The organism is Bacillus sp. CD3-5 (genome assembly GCF_006349665.1).
GTDB lineage: Bacteria > Bacillota > Bacilli > Bacillales > Bacillaceae_G > Bacillus_A > Bacillus_A paranthracis.
In genome coordinates, this window is sequence record NZ_VEPX01000004.1 from 112,266 (window position 1) to 129,853 (window position 17,588).

The window sequence follows — 17,588 nt, forward strand, 5'->3', positions numbered from 1 at the left end:
ATACTTGCAATATTTAAATTAGTACTATATAGTTCTAATTATGACAAAGGTAAAATTAATGAATCAAAAACGTGTGATTGAAGTAGCTGCAACATTATTTTTAGAAAAAGGGTTTGCTTATACAAGTATGGATGAATTAGTACGTGTAAGCAAAGTTTCAAAGTCGAATGTGTATTATCACTTTTCTAATAAGGAACAATTATTAGAAGGAGTCGTTGATTATTGGATTGAAATGTATCAATCTGCAATTGATGACGTACTTTCTCAGAACCAATTTTTAGTTGAAGATCGTATTCAACTGTTTTTAAAGCAATTATCACAAGGAGTTCAGTCGAGAGAGTATAAAGGGAGCTGTCCATTTATTACTCTTTATATTCAAAGTCCTACACAGGCCACGCAAATAAAAGAAAAAATAGGTCTTTTTTTTACAGGATTACAAGAGAAAGTTTCTCTATTACTTAAACAAGGGGTAGAGAATGGAGAATTCAGAAATACGATTCATATTGATGAGGTTGCATCACTTTTTATTACAAATCTTGAAGGAGCGTTATTTATTTCAGAAACATTGAAGGATGCAACTGTAATCACGAAAACAGCAGATCATTTTTTAAAATTGCTTCGATAAAAGAAGCATTTTTTTTACATCAAATTAGTACTAAGTAGTACTAAAAGGGGGATTTTATATGAGAACAGTATTTTTAACTGGTGGAACAGGCTTTATTGGAAAGCAATTAGTGAAAGAATTAGCCAAAGAGGATGTTAAAATTCTTCTTTTAGTGAGGTCGAAAAGTAAAGCAATACGCCTTTTTCAAGAAAGAGGCAGCTTAAAAAAGGCAGTTATGCACTTTATTGAAGGTGATTTAACGAAAATAGATTTAGGTCTAAGTGCTGAAGATAAGGAGAGGGTATTGAAAACGGATGTGATTATTCACGCAGGAGGCCCCATGGATATTCAAGCGACAAGTAATGAGGCAGCTTCCGTATTTTTAAATGGCGCGAAACATATTAGTGAATTAGCTAAAAGTATTCATCAATTGAAGGGCTTGCAACAATTTATTCATGTTGTAGGTTATATGAGCCCCTTTGATGATAAAAATAGCAACATTGCAATTGATGTGTTTAAAGAAGGAAACAATTATTTGAAAATAAAAAATCCATATGAGAGAACAAAATTTTTAGCAGATCTTTATATCCGTCACCAGGCATCAGCAATAGGTTATCCACTTTCTGTAATTAATCCGCCAACTGTAGTCGGTAGTAGCAAAACAGGGAGTACAGAGCAGATAGCAGGATTAGGTTTGCTTGTGATGAGTATGCGAAGAGGGCTCATGCCAGTGATTCCTGGAGGTAAGGGATATAGGTTACCACTTATTTCAAACGATGAGTTTGCGAAGTTTATTGTGCAGGTTTTCAGGTTGGAGCAACCGACTATCCAAACATATACACTTGTTGAAGACAAACAGCACGATCAGAACATTGCTGAATTATTAAGTATTATGTCGGAAAGTATGAATATGAGGGCACCAAAAATCTCGGTTCCAATGCCGCTTATGAAAACAATTATGAATAGTGGAGTAAGTAAAATAACAAAAATTCCTTCTGATGGACTGAATTTTATTACAAAACGAACATTTTCAAATATTTCAGCGAAAAAAATTATGGGAGAGGATTGGTTTAAGAAGACGAGTGTAATGAAATTTCTCCCTGCTGTAGTAGCAGATCTGGACTATCGAATGATATATCAAAATGGCCAGCATAATCATTTATTTAAACGAACATTATGCGATAACACTACCCTTTACCAATTACAAGGAGAGGGGAAACCGTTTATTTTATTACATGGTTTATTGAGTGATGGAGAGGATTTATTTCCTTTAGCACAAGAGCTTCATGAAAAAACTGGTCAACCTGTATGGATCTTGGATCTTCCAGGTTTGGGGCGTTCTCCTTTTAAACGAGATAAAAATCTTCTAGATATCTATTTGAATGTAGTGAAAAAGTTATTGGAGAAAGTTACTAATGGTGCACATCTAATTGGTCATTCATTCGGTGCATTTATTCTTCTGGAAGCATTGGTACAACAGTACATAGATAAGAAGTATTCAATCACTTTACTTCAGCCACCTGTTGTTAAAAAAAATGCTAAATCGCTAAATGTTCCTCAATTTATGAACAAATGGACATTAAAACTGGCAACTACTAATTTCATAGAGCGATATTTATTAAGTAATGGTTTGTTTGAAAGTATAGAGAGCATCCCTGAACATTATATTGAAAAGATAAGTAAAAGTTTTACTTCTCCTAGAATTTTAAATACTACGGTTCAGCTTAACAGTTTACTACTGAAAAACGATCAAGGTGATTTCAATGAAGTAACAAAGTATAATCTTCACATTATCTGGGGGGGTTATGACAGAGCATATTCTGCTCCATCGCATGTTGGTAAGATTGATTTTGTTCCATATGGCCATCATTTTCCTCTTAGCCATCCGAGTGAAACGGCAACATTAGTAATAAAAAATAGTAATACTAGCAGATGAGAGTGTGGGATAAATAAAAGTGTGTAGTAAGATCGTTGTGTCTTTGAAATAAAATTGTACTGTTTTGGGTCCCACCCTATGCCCATCAACTTCAAGATTTTATAACACCCCAAAACGAAAAAATGAGATTTTTATTACAAGTAAGCACAATTTTTCGTTCTGGGGGTAAAATAATCTTCGGATGGGAGTCCAATACATATTATTAAAATTAAGATGGTTCAAGTCGGAGGAAAGCGCCTTAAGGTGTCTTTTCTCTTTAAATTAAAAAATTTGAGAAATGGAGTCTTTAGTCATAATTACGACTAAAGGCTTTTTTGTATATAAATAAAAAGGAGCTGACTGTATGGAACATAATAAAAACGGAATCCTTGCTTTAATTGTTTTGTTTGTGGGACTAGCATTTTTTGTTATCGGTATGGTTTATCATTTATGGGGCACCTTTTAAATTGAAGAAATTTTATTTACTGGATACGAAAATGAAGAAGAACTTTCCTTACGAAAAGAACTCATATGAATTTTTAAAGAGGATGCAAAGATGCATCCTCTTTAATTTATCTTCCGTCCGAAAAATGTAAAAACAAAAACATCTTTTGTCCATTTTCCTTTCCCATACATATAAAATACGAATCCACTAATACTAGTTAGTATAATAAGTACAGCGAAATATATCCAATTTTTTTCATTACCATTCTTTAAGCTATCTATAATTTGCTCCTTCGTATGTCCAATATGAACAAATTTCCCGTACCTACTAGGTAATTCTTTTATTACTTTTCCATCTACTTTTCCAAGTACAACTACATTTTCTTTATTTTCTACTGCTCTAAATGAATAAAAGCGTTTTTTTCCATCTGCTAACTTGGTAGTATTCGCCTGAATATCATTTATTCTTGTTGAAATTACCTTCTGATCATTTAATTCCATAAAGGGAGTTTCCAAAGACACATTTTCTTTATTTATTAATTTTAATTCTTTATTTCCGATATGTATTGGTTCATTATAAAAAGCTGTTACTTGACCGTTACTCCATAACGAACGATTTGGTGCAGAAGTCTGTGTATAGTATGTTGTTTTTTTCTTTTGAATTCGATTCACTACCGCATACCCATCAGCAAGTAGCGTTTCATCTCCTGTTACACGTTCAGAATATATCTCTCCCCTTACAAAATATATACCATTTGCAACCTCTTTTTCACTTGAAATCATCTGTATATCACCGAGTTCATTCCAGACTAAAAAACTATTTAAACTCCTATATCCATAAAACAAACATGCCATTAATAAAATAGTAAACATTGCCCCTATTTTAAATGTTGCCTTTTTATTCATTACTTGTTATTCCCCCATATATTATGAATGCTTTCATCTTAATTATAATTAGCAATATTATTGATGTACATATATTGATCTTTTTCCCTAAGCTAGCTTTATTACCGACTGAAAAAATTATTATCTAAACGGAAGAGCACACTACAAATACGCGAGTCAATTTGACGTTTACTTAAATAGGGGATACATACTGTTTCGACAACAGACAACTAAAATATATATGACTAAATATTATATAATCCGTATATATGCAACATTACATAAAATTATTTATTATTACATGCTATACTAAAAAAGGAGTCGACAATCGTTATTTTCTTCTTAGTTTTAAAGCAATATGGATATATACCTTCTTATCGCATTTGGATTGCACAAGCAAAAGAAGACATCTTAATTGATGTCTTCTTTTCTTATATTTTTATGAATTCCTTTGAGCAGATGCTCTCCAAGCACGAAAAGATGTTGGGTGTCCAGAATGAGCTCTTTGCTTTGCAGCAGCAACAGCTGGTTTTTCTTCAATAGTCGTTGGTTTCTCTTCCACAATCGCTGATTTTTCTTCAAGAGTATTCACGGCTGTCTGTATCTTTTCCAACTGCTCTTTTAAAGCTTGCTGTTCAATCTTTAAATCCGTAAGTAATCGTAAAATCATTTCAGAATTGGCCATAAAGATCCTCCTTCCCCCAATGCACAGAATAAAATAGAATATGTCATCAGCGGAATAGCGGTGACAAAAATAAGGTCGTCAACTCTTATAAAATCTAAGCACCTTTATTTTTCAAAAGGACCTGCTCAAGATTATCCGTAAAAACATAAAGTGAATTAAATCCATTAATTAATGGTCTTTATGGAAGGAGGAGTTAATATGGGCTATGGCGGTACTTGTGGTGGCGGCTGCGGTTTCGGCGGCGGATTCGCTTTACTTGTTGTACTCTTTATCTTATTAATCATCGTTGGCGCTAGCTGTTGGGGCGGCGGATTTGGCTGCTAAGGGGAGGCACTCTTGAGAGTGTCTTTTTTTTACTTATAATAATTAATTTCCCCTCTAGTTGCACTCAATTTACATATATAATCCGTTAATGCCCTATGAACTGATTACTACGTCTCCCTTATATAAACTCCTCTTAAACAACGGGTTTTTAAAGTCATGAATATAATACATTACGTTTAACCTCTGTTGGTATTATTTTCCTAACTTGTAATAGGCAGCACCTTGTATTCAAACAAAAAGAAATAGTATGCTTAAACTGTAAGAGTACACTTATTATAAAGAAACATTAATTACAGCGTCTCTTTTTTGATCTAATAGCTCAATCAATTCCACAAAGTATAGATTTAAATATTAGATACCATTAATGGAGGGAATTGAATTGAAAAAAATCTTTTCCAGTTTGAGTATTATTTTTATATTAATCATTTTAGGAGGGTGTAACATGAATGATGATAAGAAAGAAGAAGAACAAAAAATAGTAAAAAAGGCCGAAGAAGTAACTATTAAATATTTCAAAGAAAAAGAGAATTTAGAAGTAATCATTACAGGACATAAATTTGCCCCAAGTAATTTTCAAACCGTCTTTATAAACGGGCATATAAAAGATGATGAGAGTAAAACCTTTTCTGCAGATGTAGAATACGGTGGAGAAAAATATCATGTAAGTTCCATGTCTCATTCTAAAAATTTAGAACTTAAAAACTAACACTGTAGGCACTCATAAGAGCATAGCCATCAACTTAAGAAAATGAATAAAATAATGAATTAGGGCACCCTTTCATGCAGTACTGTATGAAAGGGTGTTTTAATTTATGGCTATAAACAATGACGCACCAATCGAGGAACTTATGTATTAAACAGGTATGATTCAACCAAAACAAAAATCTCAGGCACAGAATCTTCTATTACTCTTTGTATTTTTAGGACAAACAATCAGTTCTGAGTCTTTAGTTACTCTTTGCACAAAATTAAATGAAGCCACTGTTAGTTGTTTTTCAACCGAGGCACTCAATAAACATTTGAACGAGAATGCCGCATGCTTAAATTTTGTCACTCAACAAAATCAGAAAACAATTACAATTAAACTGATTATTTTTCTTCTGAAGAATTACATATTTTAAAATTGACATAACACTTCATGCACCATATACTGTTAACAACAGTACACTGTCATTAACAGTATAAATCCAAATTCATTCTAGGAGGTATATCCATGAAACATACAGGAAGACATACAGGTGCATTTCTTTTATTATTTCTAGCTGAGGGCGATAACTATGGCGGACAATTACTGCAAAAGTGCGAGGAAGAACTTCCCGTCAATCCAATCGATAGTGCCATTTTATATCGTACGCTAAAAAAGTTAGAAAACGAAGGTGCAATTGAATCTTATGTAAGCACAGATCATCAAGACAAACCGAGAAAGATGTACAAAATTACGCCTGCTGGAAAGGAACAATTGGCAGACTTTCAAATGGACATTGAAGAAAAAATGAAGAACTTATCCTTTTTCCTGGACAAATATAAAGACTTAAAGGAATCCGACCATGATTAACGGCGTGATCCTTTACACTTTAGCCATTATTCTTACGGGGATTTCTTTTATGAAGGACCGCAAGAAAACAAAAGATGCTCTAATGAAGTCGTGGAAAATGTTTCGCAACCTTCTTCCTGCGATGCTCTCCATCATGCTTTTCGTTGGATTATCGCTTTCTATATTAACGCCGTCCTTTATCTCTTCAATTATTGGAGGGCAATCAGGTTTTATCGGCATTGTGTATTCAGCAATACTCGGATCCATTGCACTTATTCCAAGCTTTGTTGTATTTCCTCTCGGTCATACGTTAGTTCAACACGGTGCAGGGCTACCTCAAGTTGCGGCACTTATGTCTACACTTATGTCAGTAGGAATTACAACCTTGCCGATGGAACAAAAAATATTCGGACGAAGCTTTGCTTACGCACGTAATGCATCTGCTTTGCTCATGTCACTTCTATTTTCCTATATCATTTGGATGGTGATGGTATGAAAGAATTAAAAAGATATCGCTTCTTTTTCATCTTACTACTCGGTCTCTTCATATTAACGTTTATAAATCAATCTTTAGGATGGCGTGCATTACAACTAACAGGGAATAGCATTTTAGATATGTTGTTTCTCCTCCCCCCTGTCTTACTATTTGTAAGGTTACTTGATCAGTGGGTAAAAAAAGAAACACTCATGAAATATATGGGCAAAAAATCAGGTATATACGGAATCTTATTTTCTCTATTATTAGGAGGCATTGCAGCGGGTCCCCTCTACGTCGCCTTCCCAATTGCAGCACTACTATTAAAAAAAGGCGCAAGCATTCGGTACATCGTATTTTTCTTAGGCGTTTGGACAACTGCTAAATTGCCAATTCTCGTGTATGAATTTTCTTCATTTGGAGCTACTTTTACACTCATTCATATTGGTTTCGGCCTAGTATTCTTCTATATTATGGGGCTTATTTTTGAGAGGTTTTATGATCAGGAAGAGTTGCTTCGGTATGATGTTACGGAGGAAATGTAGGATTCTTAAAAAATCTTACATTTCTTAATTTTTCCTATTGTATTTTCGAATATTTGAATGTGAAATATTTCAATGACTTTCTTTGTTTCTTCTGGGTAATGAACTCTTGTCTTCAAACGAAAAACACCTCCATTGAATTTGCATACTTAGTATGCGAATTCAGGAGGTATTTTTTTCATGTGCCACTATTCGGATTCACTTCAAATATGAAATGGTTTTTTGTAACACTTATTCGCATTAATTACTTATTATAAAACTAATAAAAGAAAATATAATTGCACTTCAATTTCTTAATAATTACTTTTAAGATTGCTATTATCCTCTCCACGTAATTTTCGTACAGCAGTAAACATCTGTTTGTTTTTTCTTGTATGAAAATGGGTTTCATTACCGTTTTGTGCAGCAATGTAGAAAACAGGGGCTTTTTTCTCACTTGTATTATTAATACTCATATTTGTATCCCCAATTTTTGACGAAGTAGTTATATAATTTCCAGTACCAAGTCCTTTATAACCATAATCAGAATAATTACTGTGAGGAATATTTATTATATCACCTTTTTTGGGAACGAAAATTAGCGCCTCTTTAGTTAACGTAAGAAATCCCCACCCAAAATCAGAATGATGATATACTTCTACTGTCAATATACTGTTTTGATTATACTTATTACGTACAATCTCTTTACAGCTGTTTTTCCCTTTCTTATCCTGGATCACAAAATAAATAGGAATCCCAAACAAAGCAAGCAGATAAGAAAATGCTATGGCTTCGCTATTAATCATAGCTCCTATCAAAAATAACCCTACAGCTGACCCAACTGTAATAAAAAATCGTTTCGCAAAACGTGAAGTAAATGGATCCACTAACAAACACTCTCCTTTTTTTTACCAATGAAATGCTAATTTTTTTATAAATTATTAAAATTAAATAAACAAATAAATGCACGATTTATATTTTTTGTTTGTTCAAGGCCTATATATCGATGTTAAAAAAAATATCTTGATAAAAAATGGTTTTAACTATATAAGATTTGTCAGGAAAATAGGCTTAGCGTTGTAAATCCGTATTTTCGGGACGCTCCCCCATATTGAATAAAGTTTATAAAGAAAAGAAACCCAAAGGTGCCTTCCTTCGACTTGAACCACTCTAATTTTAATTACTATTTAACAGGGCTTATTTGAAACAAATGTCTAATAATTTTGACGTTCAGCATCTCGCAGTCCTTTTTCATATCCATCTTGTTCCCCTTCGTATCTCCCATCATCATATCCTTGGTCATATGCTGTATATTTTTCCAGTGGTGGCGGTGGAAGAAAGACGTGTGCCTTTGGTTGGTGGCAATAAGTTGTTGCAATCGAACTGCATATCGCATAACACGCCGTGAAGATAAAACCGCCCACTAGTGTGTGTAATAAAGCATCCATGGAGAATGGCTGCTTTGCCCAAATGCTGTAAAATATATAAGTGGCAACGCCGCTTACGAAAAACGATATGATACCGGCTGGGATGGTAAAGCGGTGACGATACCCACATATAAAATGGAACAAATAAAGTATAAATATAGCAAGGCCGCTATAAGATGTTTCGTACGGGAGAATCTTCATACCTGTCAGCACGTAACTCAAAATATAAGATAAATAAAAGCTACAAATCAAACTGACACTGGCATTAAATAGATACATAGGCAAGGTGTATACCTTTCTCGTGAAACAGGAAAAGAGTAAAAATCCGCCCGCAAGTAAAACCGAAAAACGGAAAAATTCCAAATCAATAGGAAAAATCATTTTTAAAATGGAAGCATAACTGTATCCAAGTATGAGGCATAATATAGGATGAACGATATATTGATGCCACCTAGCAGACCCAAGATGGCAAAAAGCATAGAATATAACGACGCATATTGGAATCAATACACTGAAATCTGTTTTGTCATACGACATATAGCCAAGAGCAGGTATAACGTAATCTGCTAAAGAAAAGAGTACACCAGTAAATAGAATACCAATCAATACTTTTAACCGATTGCTGTATTGCAAACTAGTAAAAATGGATGTATACATCCAGCAGTCAATAGTGTGAAATTTTTCCTCGTCCGACCGGATTCTTGGATCTTTCGGTTGTGTAGGTTGTAATCTCATGATCGTCCCCTTTCCTTTCTCTTTTTATCTCGTCGACTTCCTTACTAATTTTGGACAGAAATTAGCCGATTCCCTGTATGTTAAGGAATCAGTTTTTATTTTTGAAGATATATCAGGACCTAATTTGTTTTTTAGTTAGCGATCATTGTGATTGGTCCAAATTTCTATACTGATTTCATCATCGTTGCCTGATACATAGGCATCAAAACTAACACCATTACTCATTTTAATACCATCGCTATGTCTTTGCCTTGCGAGTACGAGGTTTTCCATCTCTTTTGTCCATTTGATATTAGTAGCTTCTGTCATTGCTTGGATGGTATTCATATCTGTTACATTTCCCTTATAAGAGATACGTACAACTTCACGAGCATCGTTTAAATATACTTCTACTTCGGTATATCCTTTTGATTGATATTCTGTTTTTGACTTTGTGGAATACACCGTATAGCCAACTAAGTGGTCTTGTTTCTCATATTCGAAGGGAAAGGTTTCTTTGCCCTCTTTTTTCATTTTTTCTTTGATTTTGTTATAGTTTTTGATATATTGATCCATCGAAACTTTTTTGAATGTAGATTTTGTTTCTTGTTTATCTTTTGAGTTGTCTGTCCAGTCCTCTGATGCTCCATTTCTAGTTGTCGCTTGTTTTACTTCTTCTTTTTTTGGTTCAGAATCACAAGCTGCTAACCCCATAAATAAAACAGAACAAGAGAGTGTTAGTAGTAGCTTATTGTTCATAATAAATATCCCCCAGTATATTAGTTCTTTATAAATTTGAATAATTTCAATATATACGAATAATATATTGAAACCCTTCAAGTTTAAGGAAAATAATGTATAATTACAGCGTTTATTATACTATAGGGGGCAAGGTATGTATATATTAAAAAATCGACAAACATACTTATTTTTTATAAAGAAATGACAACTAAAATTCTGATGATTCCCAATCGTACAATTCGTTAAGTTTACATTTTTTACAGGATAATTATACCAAAAAAATATTTAGATAAACATTCTTATATCTAAATTCTATTAAACTTAAATATGGTTTTTCAATAAAAAAGTAATTAGGGGGAGACATTATGAAGAAAAAAAAATCTTAGCATTAACTGCACCATTACTTTTAACAACTACTTTAGCAACTGAAGCATCAGCATCTACGGATTCTTTTAATGTAAATACTACACCTCCTGTTTTGTTTGAAAATGATTTAACTCAAAACAACGTTACGTATGGATTCTTCGATAAGTTTTGCATTTCTTTTTTTGCGAATAATTTTTTGTTCATTTTGAATATTCTCTGATTCTCATTTTCTTTTTATTATACAAGAAATACCCTATCGAATAGACTTTTTTCTAAGTGTCTATTCAATAGGGTACAGTATATCGTAAAAGATGTCTTTTTATATAAACCTTAATTTTCGTTCTGTAAAACCCCTGCTACTTCTACTCCCTTTTTCTCTTCTTTTAAGAATAGCGATACGATAAATGCAACAACGATAAAGACTAATCCAAGTGCAAATGCACCTTGGAATCCTGACGTTAAACCATTTAACTTCTCTACTGGATCCATTGGATTTGCGGAGCTTTCCATATACTGAGTTGTTCCTGAAGACATTTTTGAAATAAAGATAGCCGTACCAATTGCGCCAGCTACTTGCTGCAGCGTATTAAACAGTGCTGTTCCGTGCGGATATAGATCTGGTGTTAATTGATTTAAACCGTATGTTTGTGCTGTCATGACAAACATGAGTCCAACCATTAATACGCTGTGCATAATAATAATTTGTAACATTGATGTGTCAGGTGTAATGCCTTTAAATAAGAACATTGCAATCCCTACTAACACAATGCCGGGAACGATAATAACTTTCGGACTAAATTTATCAAATAGTTTACCTGCAATTGGTCCCATTATGGCGCTAATAATACTTCCCGGAAGCATGATAATTCCTGATTTAAAAGCTGTAACGAGTAAAACTGTTTGCAGGAACATCGGTAATAAAGTCATCGTTGAAAATAACGACATCATCACAATGACGATTAATCCAACTGATAATGTAAACATTGGAACTTTAAATGCGCGTAATTCTAAAATTGGATTCTCAATTTTTAATTGTCGAACGACAAAAATACATAATGATATAAGCCCAACAATTAAAGCACCATATACTTTCGCATCGGACCATCCTAAGTCACCTGATGCACTAAAGCTATACACAAGCCCGCCAAATCCTAATGTCGATAAAAGGATAGATGGATAATCTACTTTTGGTCTTGTTAACTCTGAAACATTTTGAATGTACTTCATCCCAATCATAATGGAAATGATCACGATTGGAATAACAATATAGAATAACCAGCGCCAATTTAGTGAGTCTACGATTACTCCAGATAATGTAGGGCCAATTGCTGGAGCTGCCATCATCACAAGTGCAATTAATCCCATTGTGGCACCACGTTTTTCAGGCGGACAAATGATTAAAATCGTATTCATTAATAACGGTGAAATTAACCCCGTCGCTACAGCTTGGACGATACGGCCGACTAATAAAACGGAAAATGTCGGCGCAAATCCCGCAATTAATGTACCGGCTAAAAACGTTACCATAGCGATCAAAAACATTTGTCTCGTTGTGAGCCATTGCTGAAGTAACGCTGTAATTGGAACTAAAACCCCAACTACTAACATGTAAGCTGTAGAAAGCCATTGAATCGTTGAAGCTGTTACGCCAAATTCTTTCATTAATACCGTTAACGCATTACCAAGTAACGTTTCGTTTAATAATGCAACCATTGCCCCTAAAAGTAATGCAATTAAAATGGGGGTATGTTTCAAATTAGAAGTATCAACTTTGCCACTTGCTGGGCTCTTAGTTGTCATATTCATTTGCAAATTCTCCTCCTATTTCTTACTTAAAAAACTTTAAATATACCTGAACACATGTAATATAATATACATATGTAGATTAAAAAGGGAGAATCAATTTTCAACCACTGTATATTTAATCTACAAAAAAGGAGAATTGTAGATGAACGATAATGAAAAACAACTTGATTTACGTATTAGGCGTACACATAAATTACTATGGGATTCCTTATTTGAATTAATGACGCAATCAAAACAGAAATATAGTACTATCACGATTAACCAAATATGTGATCGCGCGATGGTACACCGAACAACCTTTTATAAACACTTTGAAGATAAAGATGCTTTATTAGCCTTTGGATTTAAACGATACAGCAAGATGATTGCTGAAATACCCGTTTCAGATCGATTAAGTAAACCATTTCAAGTAATGGAACAATTTCTACACCATGAAGAAATTGGTAAAATATTAGAAACGCAAATGTCTGATGAACAATTTATTAACCGGACACAGTATTTAAGTCACGAAACGAGAAAACAAGAAATAGAAGCGTTACATCAACTGCTCAAAAATCATACGATGCCAAATGATTTAATCATTGAATTTTATTCAGGGGCAATCACCTCATTAAGCGCATGGTGGTTTAAAAATGAAAGAAAAGTTTCTGCGGCTGAAATGGATATGTATCTCCACCAACTTATTAACCGGGATATTTTTCAGTTTGAAAAGGAATAAGACTGCACCTTTTCAATCATGCAATCAAATTGACCCCAAAATAGGAATATGATATATTTTCCGTAGAATACTATATAAGTGTAACAGCGAATAAATTGGCATATAATAAAAAGAAGAGATGCGCTAACATCTCTTCCTTAACTGCTACCGTATAGGGTGGTGGTTATTATACGTTATTATTTTTTACGAAACCCACCCTTTTGCTTCCTACGGCGCGGAGTGGGTTTTTTGTTGTCCTTACCCAGAAGTTGCTTCCGCAAAAAATACGCTGAAACTTCACGTACAGTCGCTTTTACAAATTCTTTACAAGGTCAAACAAAAACTCCATATTATGCCCCCCTTTCCTTCCAAATGGAAAGAAGAGATAACCACCCACCCTCACAATATGCAGTTGACTTTATTTTATCAAATGATTGTAAAGATATTATGTAAATAAAACAAATGAAATTTTATATGGAAAAATATGAGTTTATATTATTTTCATTCTCTTCACTTAGATTACTTACTGAATATAGTCATACAGATTTTTCGCTAACAACAAACAAGTTACGGTAATGAAAAGGGCGCGAACATACCCGCTTCCTTTTTTTATAGCAAATCTGGAGCCGGCGATTCCTCCAGCAATTTGAGCAACTCCCATTATAAAACCATACACATAGTTTACTTGCCCTACATACATAAACATCAACAATGCACCAACGTTACTTCCTAAATTAAGAAACTTCGCCGTACCTGCTGCTTTTAAAAAATCATACCCAATAAATAAAAGAGCAAACATTAAAAATGAACCTGTACCAGGACCTAGAAATCCATCATAAAAACCAATAATAAAAATAAAAAAGGTAAAAATAATGACGTGTCGACCAGACAATTTTTTATGAGTGGAAATACTTCCCCAATCCTTTTTGAATATCGTATAAATAGCGACCACACCGAGCATGATCAGCATTAATGGCTTTAATACTTCTGGATTCATTAAATGAACGGTCCATGCCCCTATTATGGAACCTATGAAAGTGATTGGAAATAATTTAAACGCCGATTTCAAATCAAGATTACCAGAACGATAAAACACAATATTACTAGTTGCACTTCCCATCGTCGATGCTAGCTTATTTGTGGCTACTGCACTTGCTGGATTCAATCCTGTAAATAATAAAGCTGGTAAAGCGATTAATCCACCACCGCCTACAACTGAATCAATAAATGCAGCCACAAACCCAAAAACAATCAAAATCATTAATACAGATGGGTCTAAATAAAAATCCATACTAATAGCCTCCCCTTTAGTCACTATTGTAATAGTAACTACTGATTTGCTAAATGTAAAGAGTTATTGTAACGTTGAAATATAACAGCAAACATCGGAGGAAAAAAAGTGGACTACATAGTGCAACAGCTTAAAAAAATTGGTTTTAATGAATATGAAGCTAAATCTTATGTATCTCTTGTGAAACAGGGGCCTGTCACAGCCTATCAAGTGAGTAAAGATTCGGGTGTCCCAAGAGCGCGAATATATGAGATTTTAGGTAACCTTGTAGAAAAAGGAATTGTCATGAAGGAAGAAATAAATGACACCACTCGCTATTCACCTCTACCTGTTGAAATCTTTTTACAGAAGGCGCAATCAGAATGGCAGTCTACTTATGAAGGAATTAGCGATTCATTAAAAAAACTAGAAACTTCCGAGGAAAAAACGGATAATCGAGTCATTACTTTAAAAGATAATCAAACAATCATTAGCTACTGTCAAACATTAATAAAAAAAGCAGAACGACGTATTGTCATTTCGATGTGGGATGAAATGTATGAAGCGTTAAAAGAGGACCTAGCTGAGGTAGCTGATAAAGTCACAGTACAAGGCATTACCTTGCATGTTGAAAATCCTATTAAAAATCTAGAAGCCCATCGTATAACAACTTATACAGAAACCCTCTCTACAGAACATTGGTTTATTTTATCGATAGATTCTAAAGAGATGATTTATGGCCCATCACTTGAAGAGCGTAATATTGCTTTTTATACAGATGACCCCGTTCATATATACTTATTAGAGGATTATGTATGGCATGATGTTTTAGTAAATCGACTTGTCCGACGTAGCCAAGATGACTTGGAACAATGGATTACTGCAGAGAGACGATCTTTCTTTATGGGAAAATAAGGAACATATTCAAAAAATAAAGCATAAGTGAATACAGTGGAAAACTTATGCTTTATTTTATATGCAAAGTAATACTCAAGTCTTTTCACTATTTCCCCTCCACAAACCGCCCAAACTCTTTCAAAAATCTCAACTTAAAACTCCCCACAGGTCCATTCCGATGCTTCGCCACATGAATCTCCGTCATCTCTTTCTGCTTCGTTTCCTTATCGTAATAATCTTCGCGATACATAAGCATAATGACATCCGCATCTTGCTCAATTTGTCCTGTCTCTCTTAAATCAGATAAAAGAGGGCGCTTATCTTGACGCGACTCTACTGAACGAGACAATTGCGATAATGCTACTACACAAACATTTAACTCACGTGCTAATAACTTAAGTTTACGAGAAATCTCACTAATCTCTTGAAAACGATTGCCCTTATGCTTCGGATCGCCCGTAATAAGTTGCAAGTAATCTACAATAATTAAAATCTTTTTATCACCGTGCTTCCTCTTTAACTTACGAGTTTGCATCCAAATATCTTGCACCGTAACCCCTGCATTGTCGTAAATCTCAAGAGGTAACTCACCAATCTCCGCAAACGCCTTACTCACCCTTTCCCAGTCTTCCATCGCAAAACGATGCTTCGGATTTTTCAGCCTACCTCCTGACACTTCACCTACGCAAGAAGCCACCCTTTTCAATAATTGCTTACTACTCATCTCTAACGAAAACAACCCAACCGCCGCACCAGACTTCGCCGCATGCAGTCCAACATTTAGCGCAAACGCTGTCTTCCCCATCGAAGGACGAGCACCGAGAACGACAAAATCTCCTTCCTGCAATCCGCACGTCATTTTATTTAGCGATGTATAACCCGTCTCAATACCAGTAATCTCTTTCGCATCTTGATGAAGCTCTTCATATAAATCAACTAGCGCATCCTTCAAATCAAACTCACATACACAGTCCTTCTCCTCTAACTCACAAAGTGCCGTAATCGTCTCACCAATAATTTTCTCACTCTTCTCTGCAATAAGACGCTCTCCCATCTTGTGCCCAAGAACACCCGCCTGATACATTTTCCAGGCACCTCGAACAAGCCCCTCATAATAAGAGAAGTTGGCAGTTGTAGGCACACCATCCATTAACCCTATAAAATACTCCATTCCCCCGATCCCCTTCAAAAACTTCGGATCCACTCTAGAAGTGAACGTCACAAGATCAATCGGTTGCCCCTCTCCTTCCATTTTTCGCATTAACTGAAATATAGACTTATGCACTGGCATAGAAAAATACTGCTCCGTCAAACGGCACTCCTTAATAAGCTCTCCATCAAGTAATAGAGAACCTAACACCGTCTTTTCCGCCTCCACATTTTGAATACTCATGGACGCCACCCGCGCTCCGCTAAAAAGCGCTGCAACTCTTCCTCAGACGGCGCATTCTTCTCCCACTCCTCACACCTCGCCAAAAACTCCTCCGTCTCCCCCGTACTAACAGACGACCCCTTCTTCCGAAAATTCGCAGCATCCGCCTCAACCTCACACACTTTCGTAAACCCTTTCCCGTGCCAACCCCGCAAAATCCCCTTCACATAAGCCATCTTCCGATTTTTATTCTCATACGAAATTTGAAGAGCCTTCAGCACCAGCTCCTCTGACAAATCATTCATCCATGCATTCAATTCCTCCACCGTAAAAGGAGACAAACTACCAAAATGTTGCTCATAAAACGTGAACACCTTACTTCCCGTCTCTTCCTGAACAACCTCTTCTTCCTCTTCTTCCTCTGCCTCCTCACAAGCCGGCTCTACATCATCCATAGCCAAATCACCAGGCATACCGAAATGCGCTAACAGCATCGGAACATTCATCTCCTCCTCCGCACACTTCTGAAGAAACATATGTACAAACTCCTTATTCTTCACACCCTTAAGCTCACGAAGCACACACTTCTCCACATTCGTATTTGTTACCGGATTATAACGAAGCCAATTCAAAACGAATAACTCCCGCGTATCCGCATCATAAAGAATCTTCCCATAATCAATGAAGCGCTGCACAAGCTTATCAACAGTCTCCCGATTATAACCAGTCTCCATCTCAGCTAACCGCTTCGGAAAAGGAAAAATCCCACACTGCGTCGTCTTCGAACAAGTTAACAAATACACATAAAAATACCGCTCCTCCGGCGTCAAATCCAAAACAAAATCATCCTGCCAAAAATTCACCTGCACAGTACGATACACCGCCATCCCAATTCCTCCCGTCCTAATTCA

The 17,588-nt window shown here is 35.2% G+C and carries 18 protein-coding genes and 1 pseudogene; 9 read left to right on the top strand and 10 right to left on the bottom strand.

Going from position 1 to position 17,588, the window contains the following annotated elements; translation table 11 throughout:
- Positions 1–58 precede the first annotated feature (58 nt).
- Together FH036_RS10170 and FH036_RS10175 are read left to right on the top strand one after the other, a co-directional pair.
- A complete protein-coding gene (locus FH036_RS10170) occupies positions 59–625 on the top strand; it encodes a TetR/AcrR family transcriptional regulator (protein ID WP_001072300.1) in 567 nt (188 codons plus the stop codon).
- 58 nt (positions 626–683) lie between these two features.
- Entirely contained in the window at positions 684–2,540 is a 1,857-nt protein-coding gene (locus FH036_RS10175; protein WP_139895671.1) for an alpha/beta fold hydrolase, read from the top strand.
- 546 nt (positions 2,541–3,086) lie between these two features.
- On the opposite strand, the gene FH036_RS10185 is transcribed toward FH036_RS10175, so the two are convergent.
- Both FH036_RS10185 and FH036_RS10190 read right to left on the bottom strand, forming a co-directional pair.
- A complete protein-coding gene (locus FH036_RS10185) occupies positions 3,087–3,869 on the bottom strand; it encodes a hypothetical protein (RefSeq protein WP_139895672.1) in 783 nt (260 codons plus the stop codon).
- Between the two features lie 418 nt (positions 3,870–4,287).
- Positions 4,288–4,533, bottom strand: a complete 246-nt coding sequence (locus FH036_RS10190; protein ID WP_000013669.1) for a hypothetical protein — start codon at positions 4,531–4,533, stop codon at positions 4,288–4,290.
- A 198-nt stretch (positions 4,534–4,731) separates the two neighbouring features.
- Between FH036_RS10190 and FH036_RS10195 the strand changes: the two genes are divergently transcribed.
- The 5 genes from FH036_RS10195 to FH036_RS10220 all read left to right on the top strand — a co-directional run bounded on the left by FH036_RS10195 (position 4,732) and on the right by FH036_RS10220 (position 7,411).
- A complete protein-coding gene (locus FH036_RS10195) occupies positions 4,732–4,857 on the top strand; it encodes a YjcZ family sporulation protein (protein ID WP_000540385.1) in 126 nt (41 codons plus the stop codon).
- A gap of 442 nt (positions 4,858–5,299) precedes the next feature.
- Positions 5,300–5,563: a hypothetical protein gene (locus tag FH036_RS10200; RefSeq protein WP_000997168.1), complete on the top strand. Its 264-nt coding sequence runs from the start codon at positions 5,300–5,302 to the stop codon at positions 5,561–5,563.
- Positions 5,564–6,070: 507 nt separating this feature from the next.
- Complete coding sequence (locus FH036_RS10210) at positions 6,071–6,412, top strand: PadR family transcriptional regulator (RefSeq protein WP_000683187.1); 342 nt, start codon at positions 6,071–6,073, stop codon at positions 6,410–6,412.
- Positions 6,405–6,887: a hypothetical protein gene (locus FH036_RS10215; protein ID WP_139895673.1), complete on the top strand. Its 483-nt coding sequence runs from the start codon at positions 6,405–6,407 to the stop codon at positions 6,885–6,887. The genes FH036_RS10210 and FH036_RS10215 overlap by 8 nt, the downstream gene beginning before the upstream one ends.
- A complete protein-coding gene (locus FH036_RS10220; protein ID WP_139895674.1) occupies positions 6,884–7,411 on the top strand; it encodes a permease in 528 nt (175 codons plus the stop codon). Before FH036_RS10215 ends, FH036_RS10220 begins: the two co-directional genes overlap by 4 nt.
- 290 nt (positions 7,412–7,701) lie before the next feature.
- On the opposite strand, the gene FH036_RS10225 is transcribed toward FH036_RS10220, so the two are convergent.
- The 4 genes from FH036_RS10225 to FH036_RS10240 all read right to left on the bottom strand — a co-directional run bounded on the left by FH036_RS10225 (position 7,702) and on the right by FH036_RS10240 (position 12,441).
- Positions 7,702–8,274, bottom strand: coding sequence for a hypothetical protein (locus FH036_RS10225; RefSeq protein WP_138322396.1), 573 nt, complete (start codon positions 8,272–8,274; stop codon positions 7,702–7,704).
- Positions 8,275–8,601: 327 nt separating this feature from the next.
- Positions 8,602–9,015 (bottom strand): RnfABCDGE type electron transport complex subunit D, encoded by a 414-nt coding sequence (locus tag FH036_RS10230; protein ID WP_139895675.1) that lies wholly within the window; start codon positions 9,013–9,015, stop codon positions 8,602–8,604.
- A 669-nt stretch (positions 9,016–9,684) separates the two neighbouring features.
- Positions 9,685–10,287 carry a hypothetical protein gene (locus FH036_RS10235; protein ID WP_138322398.1) on the bottom strand — a complete coding sequence of 201 codons (603 nt, stop codon included), beginning with the start codon at positions 10,285–10,287 and terminating at the stop codon, positions 9,685–9,687.
- Between the two features lie 678 nt (positions 10,288–10,965).
- Positions 10,966–12,441 (bottom strand): MDR family MFS transporter, encoded by a 1,476-nt coding sequence (locus FH036_RS10240; RefSeq protein WP_139895676.1) that lies wholly within the window; start codon positions 12,439–12,441, stop codon positions 10,966–10,968.
- Positions 12,442–12,583: 142 nt separating this feature from the next.
- Here FH036_RS10240 and FH036_RS10245 point away from each other — a divergent pair, with 142 nt between their 5' ends.
- Positions 12,584–13,159, top strand: coding sequence for a TetR/AcrR family transcriptional regulator (locus FH036_RS10245; protein WP_139895677.1), 576 nt, complete (start codon positions 12,584–12,586; stop codon positions 13,157–13,159).
- 144 nt (positions 13,160–13,303) lie between these two features.
- On the opposite strand, the pseudogene FH036_RS27560 reads toward FH036_RS10245, so the two are convergent.
- Both FH036_RS27560 and FH036_RS10250 read right to left on the bottom strand, forming a co-directional pair.
- Positions 13,304–13,487 (bottom strand): annotated as a pseudogene (locus FH036_RS27560) (hypothetical protein).
- Positions 13,488–13,661: 174 nt separating this feature from the next.
- Positions 13,662–14,429, bottom strand: coding sequence for a TSUP family transporter (locus tag FH036_RS10250; RefSeq protein WP_139895678.1), 768 nt, complete (start codon positions 14,427–14,429; stop codon positions 13,662–13,664).
- A gap of 108 nt (positions 14,430–14,537) precedes the next feature.
- Here FH036_RS10250 and FH036_RS10255 point away from each other — a divergent pair, with 108 nt between their 5' ends.
- Positions 14,538–15,323 carry a TrmB family transcriptional regulator gene (locus FH036_RS10255; protein ID WP_000384608.1) on the top strand — a complete coding sequence of 262 codons (786 nt, stop codon included), beginning with the start codon at positions 14,538–14,540 and terminating at the stop codon, positions 15,321–15,323.
- Positions 15,324–15,411: 88 nt separating this feature from the next.
- On the opposite strand, the gene dnaB is transcribed toward FH036_RS10255, so the two are convergent.
- A complete protein-coding gene (gene dnaB / locus FH036_RS10260) occupies positions 15,412–16,698 on the bottom strand; it encodes a replicative DNA helicase (protein WP_139895679.1) in 1,287 nt (428 codons plus the stop codon).
- Positions 16,695–17,564 carry a DnaD domain-containing protein gene (locus tag FH036_RS10265; protein ID WP_139895680.1) on the bottom strand — a complete coding sequence of 290 codons (870 nt, stop codon included), beginning with the start codon at positions 17,562–17,564 and terminating at the stop codon, positions 16,695–16,697. Before FH036_RS10265 ends, dnaB begins: the two co-directional genes overlap by 4 nt.
- Between the last annotated feature and the right edge of the window lie 24 nt (positions 17,565–17,588).